Source organism: Xanthomonas sp. AC360 (assembly GCF_979258225.1).
The window spans coordinates 4,048,868-4,066,120 of the sequence record NZ_OZ409846.1 but is presented as its reverse complement, the minus strand read 5'-3'; the positions used below and the strand labels follow the sequence as shown (position 1 = coordinate 4,066,120).

General features: G+C 64.4%; 18 protein-coding genes and 1 other RNA gene. 13 read left to right on the top strand and 6 right to left on the bottom strand.

Features of this window, described 5'->3' with window-relative positions; all coding sequences use genetic code 11:
* Window positions 1-100: 100 nt before the first annotated feature.
* Genes pgl through zwf form a run of 3 tightly spaced genes read right to left on the bottom strand, consistent with a single transcriptional unit; the run spans window position 101 to window position 3,251 of the window.
* Entirely contained in the window at window positions 101-820 is a 720-nt protein-coding gene (gene pgl / locus ACZZ0O_RS17385; protein WP_463591382.1) for a 6-phosphogluconolactonase, read from the bottom strand.
* On the bottom strand, window positions 817-1,824 hold the full coding sequence (gene glk, locus ACZZ0O_RS17380; protein ID WP_055854145.1) for a glucokinase: 1,008 nt from the start codon (window positions 1,822-1,824) through the stop codon (window positions 817-819). Before glk ends, pgl begins: the two co-directional genes overlap by 4 nt.
* Window positions 1,821-3,251 carry a glucose-6-phosphate dehydrogenase gene (gene zwf, locus ACZZ0O_RS17375; protein ID WP_115513087.1) on the bottom strand — a complete coding sequence of 477 codons (1,431 nt, stop codon included), beginning with the start codon at window positions 3,249-3,251 and terminating at the stop codon, window positions 1,821-1,823. Before zwf ends, glk begins: the two co-directional genes overlap by 4 nt.
* 421 nt (window positions 3,252-3,672) lie before the next feature.
* Here zwf and ACZZ0O_RS17370 point away from each other — a divergent pair, with 421 nt between their 5' ends.
* Entirely contained in the window at window positions 3,673-4,761 is a 1,089-nt protein-coding gene (locus ACZZ0O_RS17370) for an ABC transporter ATP-binding protein (protein ID WP_115527856.1), read from the top strand.
* On the opposite strand, the gene ygfZ is transcribed toward ACZZ0O_RS17370, so the two are convergent.
* Window positions 4,758-5,630, bottom strand: coding sequence for a CAF17-like 4Fe-4S cluster assembly/insertion protein YgfZ (gene ygfZ, locus ACZZ0O_RS17365; RefSeq protein WP_463591381.1), 873 nt, complete (start codon window positions 5,628-5,630; stop codon window positions 4,758-4,760). The two genes, ACZZ0O_RS17370 and ygfZ, sit on opposite strands and share 4 nt — an antisense overlap.
* Between ygfZ and ACZZ0O_RS17360 the strand changes: the two genes are divergently transcribed.
* The 10 genes from ACZZ0O_RS17360 to lolD all read left to right on the top strand — a co-directional run bounded on the left by ACZZ0O_RS17360 (window position 5,532) and on the right by lolD (window position 12,266).
* Window positions 5,532-5,840: a DUF1674 domain-containing protein gene (locus ACZZ0O_RS17360; RefSeq protein ID WP_463591380.1), complete on the top strand. Its 309-nt coding sequence runs from the start codon at window positions 5,532-5,534 to the stop codon at window positions 5,838-5,840. The two genes, ygfZ and ACZZ0O_RS17360, sit on opposite strands and share 99 nt — an antisense overlap.
* Window positions 5,841-5,896: 56 nt before the next feature.
* On the top strand, window positions 5,897-6,289 hold the full coding sequence (gene sdhC, locus ACZZ0O_RS17355) for a succinate dehydrogenase, cytochrome b556 subunit (protein ID WP_463591379.1): 393 nt from the start codon (window positions 5,897-5,899) through the stop codon (window positions 6,287-6,289).
* Complete coding sequence (sdhD, locus tag ACZZ0O_RS17350; RefSeq protein WP_055854161.1) at window positions 6,286-6,672, top strand: succinate dehydrogenase, hydrophobic membrane anchor protein; 387 nt, start codon at window positions 6,286-6,288, stop codon at window positions 6,670-6,672. Before sdhC ends, sdhD begins: the two co-directional genes overlap by 4 nt.
* Before the next feature lie 34 nt (window positions 6,673-6,706).
* Window positions 6,707-8,497 (top strand): succinate dehydrogenase flavoprotein subunit, encoded by a 1,791-nt coding sequence (gene sdhA, locus ACZZ0O_RS17345; RefSeq protein WP_055854164.1) that lies wholly within the window; start codon window positions 6,707-6,709, stop codon window positions 8,495-8,497.
* A gap of 9 nt (window positions 8,498-8,506) precedes the next feature.
* Window positions 8,507-8,710 carry a hypothetical protein gene (locus tag ACZZ0O_RS17340; RefSeq protein ID WP_323537110.1) on the top strand — a complete coding sequence of 68 codons (204 nt, stop codon included), beginning with the start codon at window positions 8,507-8,509 and terminating at the stop codon, window positions 8,708-8,710.
* Between the two features lie 16 nt (window positions 8,711-8,726).
* Window positions 8,727-9,509 (top strand): succinate dehydrogenase iron-sulfur subunit, encoded by a 783-nt coding sequence (locus tag ACZZ0O_RS17335; protein ID WP_115562154.1) that lies wholly within the window; start codon window positions 8,727-8,729, stop codon window positions 9,507-9,509.
* A gap of 113 nt (window positions 9,510-9,622) precedes the next feature.
* Window positions 9,623-9,871, top strand: coding sequence for an FAD assembly factor SdhE (locus tag ACZZ0O_RS17330; RefSeq protein ID WP_055854170.1), 249 nt, complete (start codon window positions 9,623-9,625; stop codon window positions 9,869-9,871).
* A complete protein-coding gene (locus ACZZ0O_RS17325) occupies window positions 9,822-10,274 on the top strand; it encodes a hypothetical protein (RefSeq protein WP_463591378.1) in 453 nt (150 codons plus the stop codon). Before ACZZ0O_RS17330 ends, ACZZ0O_RS17325 begins: the two co-directional genes overlap by 50 nt.
* 23 nt (window positions 10,275-10,297) lie before the next feature.
* The gene (locus tag ACZZ0O_RS17320) at window positions 10,298-11,539 is read left to right on the top strand and encodes a lipoprotein-releasing ABC transporter permease subunit (protein ID WP_055854177.1); all 1,242 of its coding nucleotides are present in this window, start codon (window positions 10,298-10,300) and stop codon (window positions 11,537-11,539) included.
* Entirely contained in the window at window positions 11,532-12,266 is a 735-nt protein-coding gene (lolD, locus tag ACZZ0O_RS17315; protein ID WP_161961624.1) for a lipoprotein-releasing ABC transporter ATP-binding protein LolD, read from the top strand. Before ACZZ0O_RS17320 ends, lolD begins: the two co-directional genes overlap by 8 nt.
* Before the next feature lie 147 nt (window positions 12,267-12,413).
* Here the strand turns inward: lolD and ACZZ0O_RS17310 are convergent.
* Window positions 12,414-12,493, bottom strand: a non-coding RNA gene (locus tag ACZZ0O_RS17310) — sX9 sRNA.
* Window positions 12,494-12,693: 200 nt separating this feature from the next.
* A complete protein-coding gene (locus tag ACZZ0O_RS17305; RefSeq protein ID WP_463591377.1) occupies window positions 12,694-13,758 on the bottom strand; it encodes an SDR family oxidoreductase in 1,065 nt (354 codons plus the stop codon).
* 398 nt (window positions 13,759-14,156) lie between these two features.
* Here ACZZ0O_RS17305 and ACZZ0O_RS17300 point away from each other — a divergent pair, with 398 nt between their 5' ends.
* On the top strand, window positions 14,157-16,733 hold the full coding sequence (locus ACZZ0O_RS17300; protein ID WP_463592483.1) for a DNA internalization-related competence protein ComEC/Rec2: 2,577 nt from the start codon (window positions 14,157-14,159) through the stop codon (window positions 16,731-16,733).
* The gene (locus ACZZ0O_RS17295; RefSeq protein ID WP_463592482.1) at window positions 16,621-17,250 is read left to right on the top strand and encodes a MotA/TolQ/ExbB proton channel family protein; all 630 of its coding nucleotides are present in this window, start codon (window positions 16,621-16,623) and stop codon (window positions 17,248-17,250) included. Before ACZZ0O_RS17300 ends, ACZZ0O_RS17295 begins: the two co-directional genes overlap by 113 nt.
* Window positions 17,251-17,253: the final 3 nt, after the last annotated feature.

Sequence of the window (17,253 nt, the reverse complement as noted above, 5' to 3'; positions counted from 1 at the left end):
CTTTGAAGCAGCGGTTGCGAGCGACGCATGTTGCATTGGCTGTTGCGAAGCACTCACAGCGCATCCGCTCCCACGAAGGGCTCGCAGCATCCGCCAGCACTCAACCGCACCAATGCACCCGCAAACGCGGACCGGGCTGCTGGAGCGCGACACGAATCGGGTACTCGCTGATGTCCTCGCCAGCCAGTGCGGCTTGCAGCACCTCGAGCTTTTGCTTGCCGCGCAGCAGCAGCAGGCGGGTGGGAATCGCGGCAAGGCCGGTCGGCGTCAGCGTGATCCGCAGCGGCCACTGGTTCGCGCCCGGGCAACCGGTCGCATCCAGTGATGAATACGGCTGCGGGCTGGCCAGCGCCTTGGACAGATCGGTCGAACCGGGGAACAACGATGCGGTATGTCCGTCGCCGCCCATTCCCAGCACCGCCAGACACGCCGGTTCGGCATGAGTGGCCTGCAGGTTGGCGGTGTGCACGCACTCGGGCAATTGCTTGCCGGGACGCACCAACGGGATGAAGGTCGCAGCCGGCGCATGAGTCAGGAAGCTGTGATTGACCAGCCACGCGTTGCTGTCCTGATCCTGCGGCGAGAGCCAACGCTCATCGACCAGGCCCACCTCGACCCGCGACCAGTCCAGCGGACGGTGCGCCAGCGATTCGTAGACCGGCGCCGGTGTGGTGCCGCCGGAGAGCAGCATGCGCGCCTGCCCGCGGCGCGAAATCTCCTGTTCCAGCAGATCGGCCATTTCGCCGGCGACCGCTTCGGTCCACTCGGCTGGATCTTCGTAGCGCACCAGGGTGATGCGCGGGTTGTCCTGCAGGTTCATCGCTGCTCCCCCGGATGCTGACGCTGCGCATCCACCGCATACGCTGCGGCGCCCAACAGGCCGGCATGCGGATGCATGACTGCCAGCGAAGGCACGCGCGACATGATCGCGGAGAACCGGCCTTTATGTTCGAAGCGCTGGCGGAAACCGGAGTGCTGCAGCGACTCCAGCACCTTGGGCACCAGCCCGCCGGTGAGGAACACGCCATCCCATGCACCCTGCATCAGCACCATGTCGCCAGCGATCGCACCGAAGATGGCGCAGAACAGGTCGATGGTGCGCGCAGAGCGCGGGTCGCCGGCCGCCGCACGCGCGGTGATGTCCTTGGGTTCCAGCGGGCCGGGGTCGATGCCGGCAATCTCGCTCAATGCGCGATGGATGTTGACCAGTCCGGGGCCGCAGATCAGCCGTTCGTTGGAGACCCGGCCGAACTGCTCGGAGAGGATTTCCAGCACACGGATTTCTTCCGGCGTGCCCGGCGGAAAGCTGACGTGGCCGCCTTCGGTTTCCAGCGGAAAACAGCGCCCGTTACGGATGATGAGCCCACCCACGCCAAGGCCGGTGCCGGGACCGATCACGCCGTAGTTGCGCGGTTGATCGATCGGCGCCGGCCGCCAGCTGGCACCGCCCACCTGCACCACATCCTGCGGACGCAGCAGGCTGATTGCCATGGCTTGCGCTGCAAAGTCGTTGATCAGGTGCAGGGTGCTGAAGCCCAGCATGGCAGCGGTGCGCGACCGCGAGATCACCCACGGATGATTGGTGATGCGCGCTTCGTCGCCATCGACGCGGCCGGCCACGGCAAACACACCCTGGGTGGCCTGTACGCCGATCTGGTCGAGGTAGTACCGCGCGGCTTCGCCGAGCGAAGCGAACTCCACCACCGCGAATTCGCGCGAGGTGTCATCCAGCAACGGGACCGATGCATCGACATCGGCCAGCGCGAACCGCGCGTTGGTTCCGCCGATATCGGCAACCAGCACCGGTTTGGAAGGAGCGGTCATGCGGTGTTTCCCTGTGCGTCGGTGGCAGGAGGTAGGAACGGTGCGGCAGTGTCCGGGCCCCAGCTACCGGCGGGGTAGGGCTGCAGCGGCAAGGCTGCGTCTTTCCAGGCATCGCTGACGCTGTCGATCCAGGACCAGGCAGCCTTGACCTCGTCGTCGCGCACGAACAGTGCCGGGTTGCCGTTGAAGGCATCCACGAACAGCCGCTCGTAAGCGATGCGACGGTGCAGGCCGGTCGGCACCGACAATTCCAGTTCCAGCGGTTGCAGCTCGATCGCGCCCCATTCCGGGCCGGCCAGGCTGCTCATCAGGCCGAGCTCGATGTTTTCCTGCGGCTGCAGCTGGAAGGTCAGACGGTTGGGCACCGCGTTCTGGCGATCCGGGCGCTCGAACAACCAATGCGTCACCGGCTTGAGCGTGACCACGATGCGGGTGGAACGCTCGGCCAGCCGCTTGCCGGTGCACAGATGGAACGGCACGCCGGCCCAGCGCCAGTTGTCGATATGCGCGGTGACCGCGACGAAGGTTTCCACGTCGCTGCCTTCCGGCGGGTGATAAGCCTGCGCCGGCTGGCCGTTGATGGTGCCCGCGGTGTAACGACCGCGCACGCTGTCGTGCGCGGCGTGTTCGGCGGTCATCGGGCGCAGCGCACGCAGCACCTTGACCTTCTCGTCGCGGATGCGGTCGGCTTCCAGCGAGGCCGGCGGCTCCATCGCCACCAGACACAGCAGCTGCAGGATATGGCTCTGCACCATGTCGCGCAGCGCGCCGGAGCGTGCGTAATACGCATCGCGTCCGTCCACGCCCTCGCTTTCGGCGACCAGGATCTGTACCGACTCGATGTAGGTCCGGTTCCAGACTGCTTCGAGCAGCGTATTGCCGAAGCGCAGCGCGATCAGGTTCTGCACCGCCGCCTTGCCCAGGTAATGGTCCAGGCGGAAAACGCGGTCTTCGTCGATCAGCGCGCCGATCGACTGCAGGATCTCGCGAGCGCTATCGGAGTCGTGGCCGATCGGCTTTTCCAGCATCAGCCGGTGCGGCGCGGCCAGCGCACCGCCCAGGGCCAGGCCCTGGCAGGTGCTGATATACAGCCCCGGCGGGATCGCCAGGTAGCTCACGATCTGGCGGCTGGCCAGCTCGCGGACTGCATCGGCTACCGATTCGGCATTGCGCAGGTCCACCGAGCGGTAATCCACGCGCTGCAGCAGCGTCTGGATCTGCTCCGGGGTGGCAATCGGCAGCGCTTCGGTCAGGCGTGGCCGTAACACTTCACGGAAAGCCTCGGTATCGTGCGGCGACAATGCCAGCGCACGGATACGGAAGTCTTCCGGCAGCAGGCCGTCGACGAACAGGCGCAGCAGGGACGGAAAGAGATAGCGCTGGGCGAGATCGCCGGTAGCGCCGAACAGGATCAGGGTGTTGTGCATGGACCGAGTTTCAGATTCTGGAGACATCGTTATCAGCAGTTTCGCGAAAAGGCGCCGGACAGCCGGCGGTCGGTACGTCTGTTCCTGAGCGACACTTGCGTGCGCGCAGCGGGGGATGGACGGCGACGCCCAATCCCCGATTGTTGCAGCAACTGGTGGTCAGCGGTTAGCGCCTGGGCGGCATACCTGCACCTGCGTGGCGGAATGCCCGCTCGCGCGATGCAGGTAACGTCGCCGGAAACGGCGGCGTGGGTCGGTAGCGGCATGGTCCCTCCAGAGATCGATGTTGCCATGTGAAAACGATTACATGTCAGAATAAACCAATGCATTCGTTTGCAGGAGATTTCCTCGCAAACGGGTCGGTCGTCATTGCCATCGGGAGGGCCGAGGGCAGGGCGCATACAAACGTTGAGGCCGAACGATGGCGAAAGTGCAGTTGGAAGGTGTCCGCAAGGTCTATGAGAACGGCCAGGTGGCGGTGCAGGGCGCAAGCTTCGAGGTGGCCGATGGCGAGCTGATGGTGCTGGTCGGGCCGTCCGGCTGCGGCAAGTCGACACTGTTGCGCATGATTGCCGGGCTCGAGGACATCAGCGCAGGCACGCTCAAGATCGGCGAACGCGTGGTGAACGACGTGGCGCCGAAGGATCGCGACATCGCCATGGTGTTCCAGAGCTATGCGCTGTACCCGCACATGACCGTTGCGGAAAATCTGGCCTTCGGGCTCAAGCTGCGTGGTCACCCGAAGCAGGTCATCGCCGAGCGCGTCAATAACGCCGCCGAACTGCTGGGCCTGACCCCGATGCTCGACAAGTTGCCCAAGGCGATGTCCGGCGGCCAGCGTCAGCGTGTGGCGCTCGGGCGGGCGATGGTGCGCGAATCGTCGGTGTTCCTGCTCGACGAACCGCTGTCCAATCTAGATGCCAAGTTGCGCCACAGCGTGCGCACCGAGATCGCGCAGCTGCATCGCAAGCTCGGCACCACCATGATCTACGTCACCCACGATCAGGTCGAAGCGATGACCCTCGGTCAGCGCATCGTGGTGCTCAAGGACGGCGTGATTCAGCAGATCGACAGCCCGATGGCGCTGTACGACCGTCCGGCCAACCTGTTTGTCGCCGGTTTCCTGGGCAGCCCGGCGATGAATATGCTGCAGGGACGGCTGGATGAGCAGGATGGCCTGCATCTCGTCATGGCCGACGGCTGGCGGGTGCCGCTGGGCGCCGCGCAGGTCGATCGCCGCTGGTTCGGTCAGGACGTGATCGTCGGCGTGCGCCCCGAGCATCTGCAGCCGTCCAGCGATGCGCAGTTGGGCTTCGATGCGCAAGTGGAGGTCATCGAGCCGGTCGGCAACGAGATCTTCCTCAACCTCGATCGCGGCGGGCAGCCGCTGGTGATCCGCGTCGCGCCGCAGGCGCTGCCAGTGGTCGGGCAGCCTCTCCGCCTGGCATTGCGCAGCGATGCCCTGCATTTCTTCGACCCGGCAACCGGGCAGCGGCTGGAGCCGGCTTAACGCTCCAGCCCGGACAAGATGGCAAGCGGGCGCGCGGGGTGCGCGCCGGCTTGCAGGGTGGTGCTGGCGTCCACGGTCAATTCCAGTGGCAACACCGCAAGCGCCAGATCGCCGGCAACGCTGACCACCGTGCCGATGGCTGCGCCGTCCAGTTCGACGCTATCGCCCGCCTGGGCAGCGGCTTCAGTCTCCAGCAGTTGCAACGCACGCTTGGCCTTGCCCAGAAAATGCGTGCGCGCAACGATCTCCTGACCCGGGTAGCAGCCCTTCTTGACGCTGAAAGCCTGCAGGCGGTCCAGTGCCAGTTGCTGCGGCGTCCATTGTTCGCGCTGCGCATCCGGCAGGCGAACCAGACCTAGTTGCAGATCCGCGCGGCGCCATTGCGCGTCGATGCTGGGCAATTCGATAGGCGCGGCCAATGCGTCGTCGCTGAAAAGCAAGAGCGTGCGTGGAAAGGCAGCGACGCCCATATCCAGCGCGATACGCAGCGTTCCGATCTCGGCATGTGCGCCTTGCGCATGTTCTGGCACCGCGAAACCGCCATACGCTAGCAGCGCGGCCGCGTTGATTTTCAGCTTGCGCCGGAACACGAAACGGCCGAGTTGCGCGGAGATTTCGGCCGCGTTGCCGTCCGGCAACACCATCAGCAACTGCGCGTCGTCCTCACGCAGGAGTGCGAAGATGGCGATCACGCGCCCCTTCGCCGTCAACCACGCATTCCATTGCCACTGCCCGATCGCCAGCGCCTGGACGTCATTGGCGAATTGGGCATGTGCGAACGACACTGCATCCGTCCCGACCAGTCGGACGTATTGCATATCGTGCAGGGAGCCAAAACCCTGTGGAATAAGATTCAGGTTGTCAGCCATGGAGGGGGAGGACTAAAATCGCAACGTTGTGAGACCACTATGATAGGCCATCCAACCCCCACCCCAGCGCTGGATTCCGAGACGCAGCCTTCCCCTCAGGAGCAGATTCCCGAGAAGAAGCCACTGCCGAAGGAGATTGGTGGACGCGACGGCCCCGAGCCAACGCGCTACGGCGACTGGGAAAAAAATGGACGCTGCATCGATTTTTGAGCAGCTTTTAGCCACAGCGGCCTAGTGCCGCCCAGCCGAGAAAACGAGCCCAGCGAATGGCGATCCGCGAACGTCCCACTTCTCCACATCTGCAGGTCTACCGCTGGCAGATCCAGATGGCGACCTCGATCCTGCATCGAGCTACCGGCGTCATCCTTTCCGGAGGCGCGCTGGTCATCGCCGTCTCGCTGCTCTTGCTGATGCTAGGTGAGGACCACTGGAATTGCCTGACCCAGCAGCTGGGCGCCTGGTACGGCCAGGTGTTCCTGTTCGCTTGGTCATGGGCTTTTACCTATCACCTGGCCAACGGCATCCGCCACATCGTCCAGGACTTCGGCCGCGGCTTCAGCATCCCCGCCTTTATCCGCAGCAGCTGGACCTCGGTGATCGCTAGCCTGGTGCTGACCGCTGCGATCTGGGCGTATGTCCTGACTGGAGCTTCCGCATGAGCCGCTATCGCACCCCGTTGAAAAATGTGCGTGGTCTGGGCGCGGCCAAGACCGGTACCGAACATTTCGTGATGCAGCGTCTGACCGCGACAGCGCTGGTCGTGCTGGCGATCTGGTTCGTGGCATTCGTGCTGAGCCTGCTCGGTTCCGACTACACGACTGCGGTCACTGCGGTGTCCAAGCCGTGGAACGCGGTGTTGCTGGTCGGGTTCCTGGTGGCGATGTTCTGGCATGCGCAGCTTGGCCTGCAGGTCGTGCTCGAGGACTACATCCACAACTCGTTGCTGGCGCTGGCGTTGCAGACGACGGTGAAGTTCATCGCCGTGCTTGGCGCGATCGTCAGCATTTTCGCAGTGGCGCGCATCGCGCTGGGCGGTGCCTGAGTCATCGGGCACACAGAACAGGAATCCAGATTAGATGTCCGCTTACAAGATCACTGAACACAAGTACGACATGGTCGTGGTGGGTGCCGGCGGCGCCGGCCTGCGTGCCACGTTCGGCTTGGCCCAGAAAGGCCTGCAGACGGTCTGCCTGACCAAGGTCTTCCCGACCCGGTCGCACACCGTGGCGGCGCAAGGCGGTATTTCCGCTGCGCTCGGCAACATGGGCGAAGACGATTGGCGCTACCACTTCTACGACACCATCAAGGGCTCCGATTGGCTGGGCGACCAGGACGCAATCGAGTACATGTGTCGCGAAGCGATTCCGGCCATCATCGAGCTGGAACACTACGGCGTGCCGTTCTCGCGTACCGAAGAGGGCAAGATCTATCAGCGCCCGTTCGGCGGCATGACCACCAAGTACGGCGAAGGCCCGTCGGCGCAGCGCACCTGCGCGGCAGCCGACCGTACCGGCCACGCCATGCTGCATACCCTGTATCAGCAGTCGCTCGCCCACAACGCGCGTTTCATGATCGAGTACTTCGCACTCGACCTGATCTTCGACGAAGAGGGTGTCTGCCGCGGCGTGCTGGCGCTCGACATGGCCGAAGGTTCGTTGCATCTGTTCCGCGCCCACGGCGTGGTGCTGGCCACCGGCGGCTATGGCCGTGCCTACTTCAGTGCCACCTCCGCTCACACCTGCACCGGTGACGGCGGCGGCCTGGTGATGCGTGCCGGCCTGCCAGTGCAGGACATGGAGTTTGTGCAGTTCCATCCCACCGGCATTTACGGTGCGGGCTGCCTGATCACCGAAGGCGTGCGCGGCGAAGGCGGAATTTTGCGCAACAGCAACGGCGAGCGCTTCATGGAGCGCTATGCACCGCATTACAAGGATCTGGCTTCGCGCGACGTGGTGTCGCGCTCGATGACCGTGGAAATCCGCGAAGGCCGCGGCGTCGGCGAGCACAAGGATCACATCCTGCTCGACCTGACCCACCTCGGCCCGGAAGTCATCAACGAAAAGCTCCCCGGCATCGCCGAAAGCGCCCACATTTTTGCCGGTGTGGACGTGACCAAGCAGCCGATCCCGGTGCTGCCGACCGTGCACTACAACATGGGCGGCATTCCGACCAATTTCTACGGCGAAGTCGTGCGCAAGCAGGGCGACGACCCGGATGCGGTGGTGCCTGGTCTGTACGCGATCGGCGAAGCCGCCTGCGTGTCGGTACACGGTGCCAACCGTCTGGGTTCCAACTCGTTGCTGGATCTGGTGGTGTTCGGTCGTGCGGTGGCAAACCGCTGCGCCGAGACGGTCAAGCCCAACCAGCCGCACAAGACGTTGCCGTCCGATGCTTGCGACAAGGCGCTGGGCTTGCTGGACAAGTTGCGTTATGCCAACGGCTCCACGCCGACCTCGGTGATCCGCGACAACATGCAGCGCACCATGCAGTCCGACGCTGCGGTGTTCCGCACCAGCAAGACGTTGAAAGAAGGCGTGGACAAGATGGCCGAGATTTTCGCCACCTTCGAAGACGTCAAGGTGTCCGACCGCTCGCTGGTGTGGAACTCGGATCTGATCGAGACCTACGAATTGAACAACCTGCTGCTCAACGCAGTGGCGACGATCAATTCGGCCGAGCAGCGCAAGGAAAGCCGCGGCGCGCATTCGCATGAAGACTTCCCGGACCGCGACGACGTCAACTGGCAGAAGCACACGCTGGTCACCGTCGACGACAAGGGCAAGTGCGAGTTCGAATATCGCCCGGTGCACATGTACACGCTGAGTCAGGACGTGGATGTCGTCCCGCCGAAGCCGCGCGTTTACTGATCGATGCGCATGCAACGCGCCTTCGCTGCATTGAAGCCAGCCGCCGGGTTGTCCTGGCGTGGCGGTAATTACTTGCAGCGGTCGGGGCGTTTCATCACGCAGGGGCAGCGCCGGCAATACGCCGGTCGTTGCACCGCCGCTTCGGTGGCGGCATCCATCGTTTTTACCTTCATGCGCACGGTGCGGCTGTCGTTCGCACCGCGCATCGCCTGAGCCAACGAGAGCAGCTATGGCAGAGTTCACCCTCCCCAAGAATTCAAAGATCGGCAAGGGTAAGCATTACCCTGCGCAGGGCGCCAAGAACACGCGCACCTTCAAGGTCTACCGCTGGGATCCGGATGGCGACGCCAACCCGCGCACCGACAGCTACGAGATCGATCTCGACAAGTGCGGCCCGATGGTGTTGGACGCACTGATCAAGATCAAGAACGAGATCGACCCGACCCTCACCTTCCGTCGTTCGTGCCGCGAGGGCATCTGCGGCTCGTGCGCGATGAATATCGACGGCACCAATACGCTGGCCTGCACCAAGGCGATCGATGCCTGCGGCAAGGCCGAAGTGCCGATCTACCCGCTGCCGCACATGGATGTGATCAAGGATCTGGTCCCGGACCTGACCCACTTCTATGCGCAGTACGCGTCGATCAAGCCGTGGATCCGCACTCAGACCCCGCCGCCGCCGGATCGCGAACGCCTGCAGTCACCGGAAGACCGCAAAAAGCTCGACGGCTTGTACGAGTGCATCCTTTGCGCATGCTGCTCGACCAGCTGCCCGAGCTACTGGTGGAATGGCGAGCGTTACCTGGGCCCAGCGATCTTGCTGCAGGCGTACCGCTGGATCGTCGACTCGCGCGATGAAGACACCGGCGCACGTCTGGACGATCTGGAAGACCCGTTCAAGTTGTATCGCTGCCATACCATCATGAACTGCGCACGGACCTGCCCGAAGGGCCTGAATCCTGCGCTGGCGATCGCCGAGATCAAGAAGTTGATGATGGCGCGTCGCGCCTGATCGCAAGGCACTGAGGTCTCGCGTTTGCGGGATGTGGTTCGCAGCGGCACCGGCCTGATGGTCAGGTGCCGCTGTCGTTTTCGCTCCCGCCGCAGGGCAGGGAGGAGAGAGAGATGGACGAAGAAACCTTGTTGAAAAAGCTGCGCTGGCGTTGCCGGCGTGGCATGCGCGAGCTGGATCAGCTGTTCGGGCGCTATCTGGATCAACGCTGGGCGCAGGCTTCCGAGTCGGAACGCGCGGTTTTCCTACAGCTGCTGGATTGCGAAGACGATAAGTTGTGGCGCTGGTTCATGGGTTACGAGGCTTGCCCGGATGTCGCCAACGCCGCACTTATCGCCGATATTCGCGCCTTGCCGGCTTGAATGGCGGCCCTCGCGCGGGCTTGTTTGCGCACTGAGCCTGCTCGCCGTGCTGGCACTGTGCGCCGTCTGGCGTAGCGGTGTGCCGGCTTGGTTGGCTGTCATGTTGTCCATCGGCGTAGCGGTATCGGTCGGAAGATCGCTGTGGCTGCTGTTGCGTTCGCCACTGCGGCAACTGGTTGTGCCGTGGGGCGAGAGCCCCGCCAGCATTGACGGCACCCAGGTGCAGAACGTGCAGGTTGCCTGGCGCGGGCCGATTGCGGTGGTGTCATGGACCCGGCTGGATATGCGCCGTGAGCGCCTGCATTTCTGGCCGGATACCTTGCCGGCGCCGCAACGACGTGAACTGCGTCTGGCCGCCCAGGCACACGCGATTTCGTCCGGGCGTCCGCAAGTGTCACCATAGCGTCCCTTTTCTGGTTGAACCGCATGTTCAAACCTATCCCGGTTGCCATCGGCTTGCGCTACCTGCGTGCCAAGCGGCGCAATGGCTTCATCTCGTTTATCTCGATGGCATCGATCCTGGGCATCGCCCTGGGCGTGACCGTGCTGATCACCACGTTGGCAGTGATGAGCGGTTTTCAGAAGGAAATCCGCGACCGCCTGTTGCAGATGGCCGCGCACGCCACCGTCAGCGCCGAAGGTGCGCCGATGCGCGACTGGCAGCATGCGGTCGAGGTCGCCATGGCCGACCCGCGCGTTGCTGGCGCCGCACCGTATATCGAAACCGAATCGCTGCTGCAGGGCCCGCGCAAGCAGCCGGCCATCGTGCGTGGCATCGTTCCGGCCGAAGAGAACAAAGTGTCGGTGCTGGCCAAGAAGATGCAGCAGGGCTCGGTCGATAGCCTGACCCCGGGTTCCTACAACATCGTCATCGGCAAGGAGCTGGCGCTGTGGTTGGGCGTGGATGTGGGCGACAGCATCGTTGTCTTGCTCAGCGATACGCAGGCCACGCCGCTCGGCGCGATGCCGCGGCTCAAACGCTTCACCGTCAGCGGGATTTTCGAAGCCGGCTACAACGAGATCGATCGCGGGCTGGCCGTGGTCAACATGCAGGATCTGGGGCGGGTCTTGCGCATGGATGGCGTCACCGGCGTGCGGCTGCGCCTGCACGACATGGATCAGGCCTGGAACGTCGCGCGCGATCTGGCGCTGAAGTTGCACGGCCCGTACCGGGTGAGCGACTGGACCCAGGAAAACGCCAATCTCTATCACTCGTTGAAGATGGAAAAGACCGTGATGGGCATCCTGCTGTCGCTGATCGTGGCGATGGGTGCGTTCAATCTGGTGTCGTCGCAGGTGATGCTGGTCACCGACAAGCAGGCCGACATCGCGATCCTGCGTACGCTGGGTTTGTCGCCTGGCGGGGTGATGCAGGTGTTCATGGTGCAGGGCTCGTTGATCGGCTTTATGGGCACGATCATGGGGGTGATCGGCGGCATCGTGCTGACGCTCAATCTGGAGCGCATCCTCGGCCTGATCGAGGCGATCTTCAGCGTCAAACTGCTGCCCGAAGATGTGTACTACATCACCGGCCTGCCCACCGACATGCAAACCCAGGATGTGGTGGTGATCACCTTGGTGGCCTTGGTGATGAGTTTCCTGGCGACCTTGTACCCGGCGTGGCGCGCCTCGCGTACCCAGCCGGCGGAGGCGTTGCGTTATGAATGAGATCCTGGAATCGCGCGTGCAGAAGTCAACTCCAGCAGATGTGGTGATCCGCGCCGAGGCACTGGCCAAGACCTACGCCGAAGGCAAGATGCGCACGCCGGTGTTCGATGGTCTGGACCTGTCGGTGGCGACCGGTGAGACGGTGGCGATCGTCGGCGCGTCCGGCGCGGGCAAGAGCACGTTGCTGCATCTGCTCGGCGGGCTGGATATTCCGACGTCGGGCGAGGTCTATGTCGCTGGCAGGCGCATGTCGGCGCTGTCCGATGGCGAGCGCGGCAGGCTGCGTAACCAGGCGCTAGGCTTCGTGTACCAGTTCCATCATCTGCTTCCGGAATTCACCGCGCTGGAAAACGTGATGATGCCGGTGCTGCTGTCGGGCAAGGAGGTGGCGGTGGCGCGTGGGCAGGCTCTGCAGCTGCTGGAATCGGTCGGGCTCGGCCATCGCATCGAGCATAAGCCCAGCGAGCTGTCCGGCGGCGAGCGGCAGCGCTGTGCGGTGGCGCGTGCGCTGGTGAACAAGCCGGGATGCGTGCTGGGCGACGAGCCCACCGGCAACCTCGACGACAAGACCGCCGGCACCGTGTTCGAGCTAATGTTGGAACTCAACCGCGCGCAGCGCACCAGCCTGGTGTTGGTCACCCACGACCGCAGCTTGGCGCGTCGTCTGGATCGCGTGCTGGAACTGCATCAAGGCAAGCTGCGCGAGCTGGCACCCTCTGCAGTGTGAGTGCTTGTGATGCGATCGGGTTGCCGGTCGTGTCGCGCAATAAAGTGGGCGTACTTCTCACGATATGTCGCTGCGTGCAGGATGCGCAGTGTTTTCGTTTGGTGCGTCGCTCACTTGGTGCGATGTCCAGAGCGCAGCTCTAGGAGCGGCTAACAAAGCCTAGCGAGCAGTCGCCAGGTGGGTGTGTGGACGGCGCGTTCAGAGCTGGCTTGTACGGAGTGGTACATACCGCGTCGAGCACCGAACGCTGGGTGTGGACGGCGCGTTTAGAGCTGGCGTGTACGAGTGGTACCTGCCGCACCGAGCACTGGCTGCGCCCATCTTGCGGTGAGCACAGTCGTTTTGTTAGCTGCTCCAAACCCCTGAACTCCACCTCTATCCACATCGCTGCAGGCCATTGCGGCCTGCAGCGATGGGGTGGCATCGCTCAAGGAATGATGCGCAGTGCCCGCAATCGGGTGAATAGCTCGAAGAACGAGGCGCGGCTGTCGTAAAAGTCAACAAAGCCCAGTTCGCGGCTCTTGGTCATATCGTTGACGCACTCGATCTCGCGACCCAGGTCGGCATCGGTGTGCCACCACGAGGCCAGACGGTTGACGTCCGACTCGACCAGATTGTGCTGCGCGACCAGTTCGGCCCACAGCGCCGGTGCGGTTTCGGTCAAGCGCGCTTCCAATGGCTGCGGCGTGTCGGGGCAGGGCGCGGCATCGAGGTCGAAGAACGCGGCGATCTCGCCCCACATCCAGCGCCAGCGGAATACATCGCCATTGACGGTATTGAATGCCTGGTTGCGCGCCGCCGGGCTGAGACCTGCCCAGGCCAGCTGACGGCCGAGCAGGCCGGCGTCGGTCAGATCGGTGAGGCTGTTCCACTGCGCCTGCGAGCCTGGGAACACGAATGGCTGGCCGGTGTGCTTGCACAGCGAGGCGTAGACCGCCAACGTCACGCCCATGTTCATCGCATTGCTGCCATTGGCCATGCCGATCATGGTGTGCGAGCGATGCACGCTCCATCCGAAACCGTGACGCTCGGCATGCGCAAACAGCAGGTCTTCGAGCGTGTAGTAGAAGTTTTCGCCCGGCTGGCGCGGCTCGCTTTCGCGGAACGGCGTTTCGGCCTTGCCGCTGCCGTAGTTTTCGAACGCGCCCAGATAGTGCTTGGTGCCGGTGACCAGCGCCATGTGCTGCAGCGGCGCGTCGCTCAACGCATCGCACAGGTGCCGCATCATTGCGCCGTTGGCCTCGACGTTCTCGCGTTCGGTGTCGCGACGTGTCCAGGTACAGAAAAAGACGTGGGTGATCGGCAGACCGCGCAGCGCGTTGTTGGTGCTGTCGGCGTCCAGCAGATCGGCGGCGACAGGAATGACTCCGTCATGCGGCAGCGGGCGACGCGCCAGGCCGTAAACGGTCCAACCGTCGGCTACCAGCACGTTGGCGAGGTTATAGCCGGAGATGCCGGTCACGCCGACAATCAATGCAATGCCTTTACGCATGTGGGGGAACTCCTCAAAGACAGTGTCGAACATAGCGCTTCGGTCATGAAATCGAGGCGAATGCAGCGCTAGGTGACCGGCTGGTCTCATCGGACGTTGGCTGCGTCAGCTGCACCTGATCGATCTGCCCGGTTCGACGGGTTCGCCTCGACCAACGGATGCCCGGGCCTCGGGGCTTACTCGATCGATTCGATCCATATCCTGCAGCAGTGCCCGGCATTAGCGATACGCGAACGTTACCGGTGGGCATTCGTGCCGAAAAACGGCATGCCGGCAATGCGCTACAGCAGATCCGGTGTCTTCCTACGGTCTTACGCGCACATCACCGCTGCCGTCAGTCGATGGGGTGGCCTAGCGTTGTTTCCTGGATCAGGACGATCAGGAGCATGGGCGCCCCTATGGATGTGGATGTGTCGGCACATGCGGCGCCGCTGCCGCGTCTTGCATCGGCATTGCCGGTCGCAGTCGCGTTGCTGCTGGGTGTGGTCATTTGTGCATGGTCGCCAGCGCTACTGCCGCAGGCGCTGTATGTCGCCTGCCTGTTCGCGGGCGTGCTGGGCATCGCGCTGACCCTGTGGCTGCGCCTGCAGCGACCTGTGTGGATGCTGGTGCTTGCAACGGCTGCGGTGGGCTTCGGGCTGACCGGCTGGCAAGCCGCCCAGGTAGTGCAGTCGCAACTGCCACCGCGTGACGAAGCGCGCGAGATTACCGTGCGTGGCCGCATTGTCGGGCTGCCGGTGGCCGAACAGCGGCGTACGCGCTTCCAGTTGCGTGTCGATCACCATCGAACGCAGCCGGCGGCCCTGCGCGGCAAACTCTTGCAACTGGCGTGGTACGACCCCTTCGGCGCCGATCAGATCGGGCCGCGTGCTGCCTTGCGTGCCGGGGCGGACTGGCAACTGCAGCTCAAGCTTCGCGCACCGCGCGGTCTGCGTAATCCAGGTGGGTTCGATGCGGAGCGTCAGGCGTTGGCGCAGCGCCTTGCAGCCACCGGTTACGTGCGCGACCTCGGCGCTGCGCGCGAGGTTGCCGCCCCGCGTGGCGTGGATGCCTGGCGCGACCGGATGTCGCTGCGAATTGCCGAACAGGTCTCCGGGCCTTCTGCGCCTTACCTGCGTGCACTTGCGTTGGGCGACACGCGCGGTCTGGACGACGCGGCATGGGCGACTCTGCGCGCGACCGGGCTCAGCCATCTGATCGCCATCTCGGGATTTCATGTCGGCCTGGTTGCCGCGTTCTTTGCATTGGCGGTGGCCGGCGTGTGGCGATGGCGGCCGGGTTTGAGCCTGCTGATGCCGCGCGTCCACGCCGCAGCCATCGCGGCGCTGCTCGGCGCGGCTGCGTACGCAGTGTTGGCAGGGCTGGCGCTGCCCACGGTCCGCACCGTGCTGATGATCGCCGTCGTCGCTCTGGCGCGGGTCGCGCGGCGACGCGCCACAACCGCGCAGATTCTCGCGCTGGCCTTGCTTGCAGTGCTGGTATGGGACCCGCTTAGCGTGCTGGTGGCTGGCTTCTGGCTCAGTTTCGCCGGCGTCGCCTGGCTGGTGTGGTGCCTGCCCGCAGATGACCGGAGCATTCTGCGCGGCTTCCTGTCCGCGCAGACCGTCGCCACCGTCGGCTTGCTGCCGCTGACGGTCAGTTTGTTTGGACAAGCATCGCTGGTGGGGCCGTTGGCCAATCTTGTCGCCATTCCCTGGTGGACCTTTGTGGTGGTGCCGCTGTGCCTGCTGGGAACGGCGCTCGAGGCACTGCATGCCGGTGCGGGCGTTTGGGCGTGGCACTTGGCGGGCTGGTGCTTCGAACTCACCTGGCCGGGGTTTGTCTGGCTTGGGCAGACCACGCTGGCGTTGTGGTGGGTGCCCGAATCCGATGCCTTTGCGCTGATCGCAGCGCTATTGGGGGCGTTCTGGCTATTGCTGCCGCGAGGCACGCCGGGCAAAGCCATGGCGGTGCTGCTGTGGCTACCGCTGCTATGGCCGGATCGCGCCTTGCCCGGTGCTGGCGAAGCCGATCTACAGGTGCTGGATGTGGGGCAGGGTCTTTCAGTGTTGGTGCGCACGCAACGGCACGCGCTGCTGTTCGATACCGGCCCCGCAGTGCGCGATGGTTTCGACGCCGGTGAGCGCGTGGTGCTGCCCGCCCTGCGTGCGCTCGGGGTACGCCAACTGGACGCACTCGTGCTCAGTCATGCCGATGCCGATCATGCCGGTGGCTATGCAGCAGTGCGTGCAGGCCTGCCGGTCGCGATGACGGCTGCGCCCCCGGGGGCACCGCTGGACGTCAGTGCGCGCTGCCAAGCCGGCCAGCAGTGGGAGTGGGATGGCGTGCGCTTTCGCTTTCTGCATCCAAGTGCGGATTTTCCGTACCTGCGCAATCAGTCCAGCTGCGTGCTGCGGGTCGAGACGCGGCATGCCAGTGCGCTGTTGCCAGGCGATATCGACGAACTCATCGAGCATCGCTTGATGCGCGAGCAGGTTGCGGGGCTGCGTGCCGACGTGGTCGTGGTGCCGCACCATGGCAGCGCAGATGGCTCGCATGCCGGCTTCATTGCCGCCACGGGCGCGCGGCTGGCGCTGGTGTCCTCCGGGCATGGCAACCGTTTTGGCCATCCCCGCACACAAGTAGTTCAGCGCTGGCAGGGCAGTGGCGCGGAATTGCTCGACACTGCCCAGTCCGGTGCGGTCAGGGTCTGGCTGGGCGCGGAAGGCCTGCAGGTGCGCGAGCGACGGCGTTGGCAACCACGTCTGTGGGATGCTGCGGAACGGCGTCGGTCGACTGCTATCCTATCGGCCAGCGAACAGGCGGCCGCGTTGCCGGAGGAATCGAATCGTGTTGGAGCTGGTCAAGGCGGGCGGTTGGCCGATGGTGCCGTTGCTGTTGCTGGGCGTGATCGCCCTGGCGATCGTGCTGGAGCGTCTGTGGACGTTGCGCCGCAACGAGGTGACGCCGCCCGGGCTGGGCGAAGAGGTCCGTAACTGGGCTGCGCGCGGCCAGCTGGATCCCACCCATATCGAGTCGCTACGGCGCAATTCGCCACTGGGTGCGCTACTGGCTGCTGCACTGGATGTCCGCGGCCGTCCGCGCGATCTGGTCCGTGAACGCATCGAAGATACCGGTCGCCACGTGGTGCATCGCATGGAGCGCTATCTGAACGCGCTGGGCACCATCGCGTCGGCCGGCCCGCTATTGGGTTTGCTCGGCACGGTGGTCGGCATGATCCAGATGTTCCTGGGCATCCTCGATCACGGCGTGGGCGATGTGAACCAGCTGGCCGGTGGTATCGGCAAAGCGCTGGTGTGTACCGCCACCGGCATGATCATCGCGGTGCCTGCGCTGATGGCGCATCGTTTCTTCAAGGGGCGCATTGCCGGCTACATCATCGAGATGGAGCAGGAAGCCACGCTGTTGCTGGACACCATGGATGGCCGGGGGGTTCCGGCATCCGCAGCGCCGGTAGCGGCGGGCAGCAAGCCTGTCATGGCAAAGGGCTGACGG

Bases quoted from the DNA above. Each gene is read 5' to 3' on its own strand.
- sdhA (WP_055854164.1), top strand. From the start codon at position 6,707: ATGTCCGCTTACAAGATCACTGAACACAAGTACGACATGGTCGTGGTG.
- ACZZ0O_RS17370 (WP_115527856.1), top strand. From the start codon at position 3,673: ATGGCGAAAGTGCAGTTGGAAGGTGTCCGCAAGGTCTATGAGAACGGC.
- lolD (WP_161961624.1), top strand. From the start codon at position 11,532: ATGAATGAGATCCTGGAATCGCGCGTGCAGAAGTCAACTCCAGCAGAT.
- ACZZ0O_RS17295 (WP_463592482.1), top strand. From the start codon at position 16,621: ATGGTGCCGTTGCTGTTGCTGGGCGTGATCGCCCTGGCGATCGTGCTG.
- ACZZ0O_RS17320 (WP_055854177.1), top strand. From the start codon at position 10,298: ATGTTCAAACCTATCCCGGTTGCCATCGGCTTGCGCTACCTGCGTGCC.
- ACZZ0O_RS17330 (WP_055854170.1), top strand. From the start codon at position 9,623: ATGGACGAAGAAACCTTGTTGAAAAAGCTGCGCTGGCGTTGCCGGCGT.
- ACZZ0O_RS17325 (WP_463591378.1), top strand. From the start codon at position 9,822: ATGTCGCCAACGCCGCACTTATCGCCGATATTCGCGCCTTGCCGGCTT.
- ACZZ0O_RS17300 (WP_463592483.1), top strand. From the start codon at position 14,157: ATGGATGTGGATGTGTCGGCACATGCGGCGCCGCTGCCGCGTCTTGCA.
- ACZZ0O_RS17335 (WP_115562154.1), top strand. From the start codon at position 8,727: ATGGCAGAGTTCACCCTCCCCAAGAATTCAAAGATCGGCAAGGGTAAG.
- zwf (WP_115513087.1), bottom strand. From the start codon at position 3,251: ATGCACAACACCCTGATCCTGTTCGGCGCTACCGGCGATCTCGCCCAG.
- ACZZ0O_RS17340 (WP_323537110.1), top strand. From the start codon at position 8,507: ATGCAACGCGCCTTCGCTGCATTGAAGCCAGCCGCCGGGTTGTCCTGG.
- ygfZ (WP_463591381.1), bottom strand. From the start codon at position 5,630: ATGGCTGACAACCTGAATCTTATTCCACAGGGTTTTGGCTCCCTGCAC.
- ACZZ0O_RS17360 (WP_463591380.1), top strand. From the start codon at position 5,532: ATGTGCGAACGACACTGCATCCGTCCCGACCAGTCGGACGTATTGCAT.
- glk (WP_055854145.1), bottom strand. From the start codon at position 1,824: ATGACCGCTCCTTCCAAACCGGTGCTGGTTGCCGATATCGGCGGAACC.
- ACZZ0O_RS17305 (WP_463591377.1), bottom strand. From the start codon at position 13,758: ATGCGTAAAGGCATTGCATTGATTGTCGGCGTGACCGGCATCTCCGGC.
- sdhC (WP_463591379.1), top strand. From the start codon at position 5,897: ATGGCGATCCGCGAACGTCCCACTTCTCCACATCTGCAGGTCTACCGC.
- sdhD (WP_055854161.1), top strand. From the start codon at position 6,286: ATGAGCCGCTATCGCACCCCGTTGAAAAATGTGCGTGGTCTGGGCGCG.
- pgl (WP_463591382.1), bottom strand. From the start codon at position 820: ATGAACCTGCAGGACAACCCGCGCATCACCCTGGTGCGCTACGAAGAT.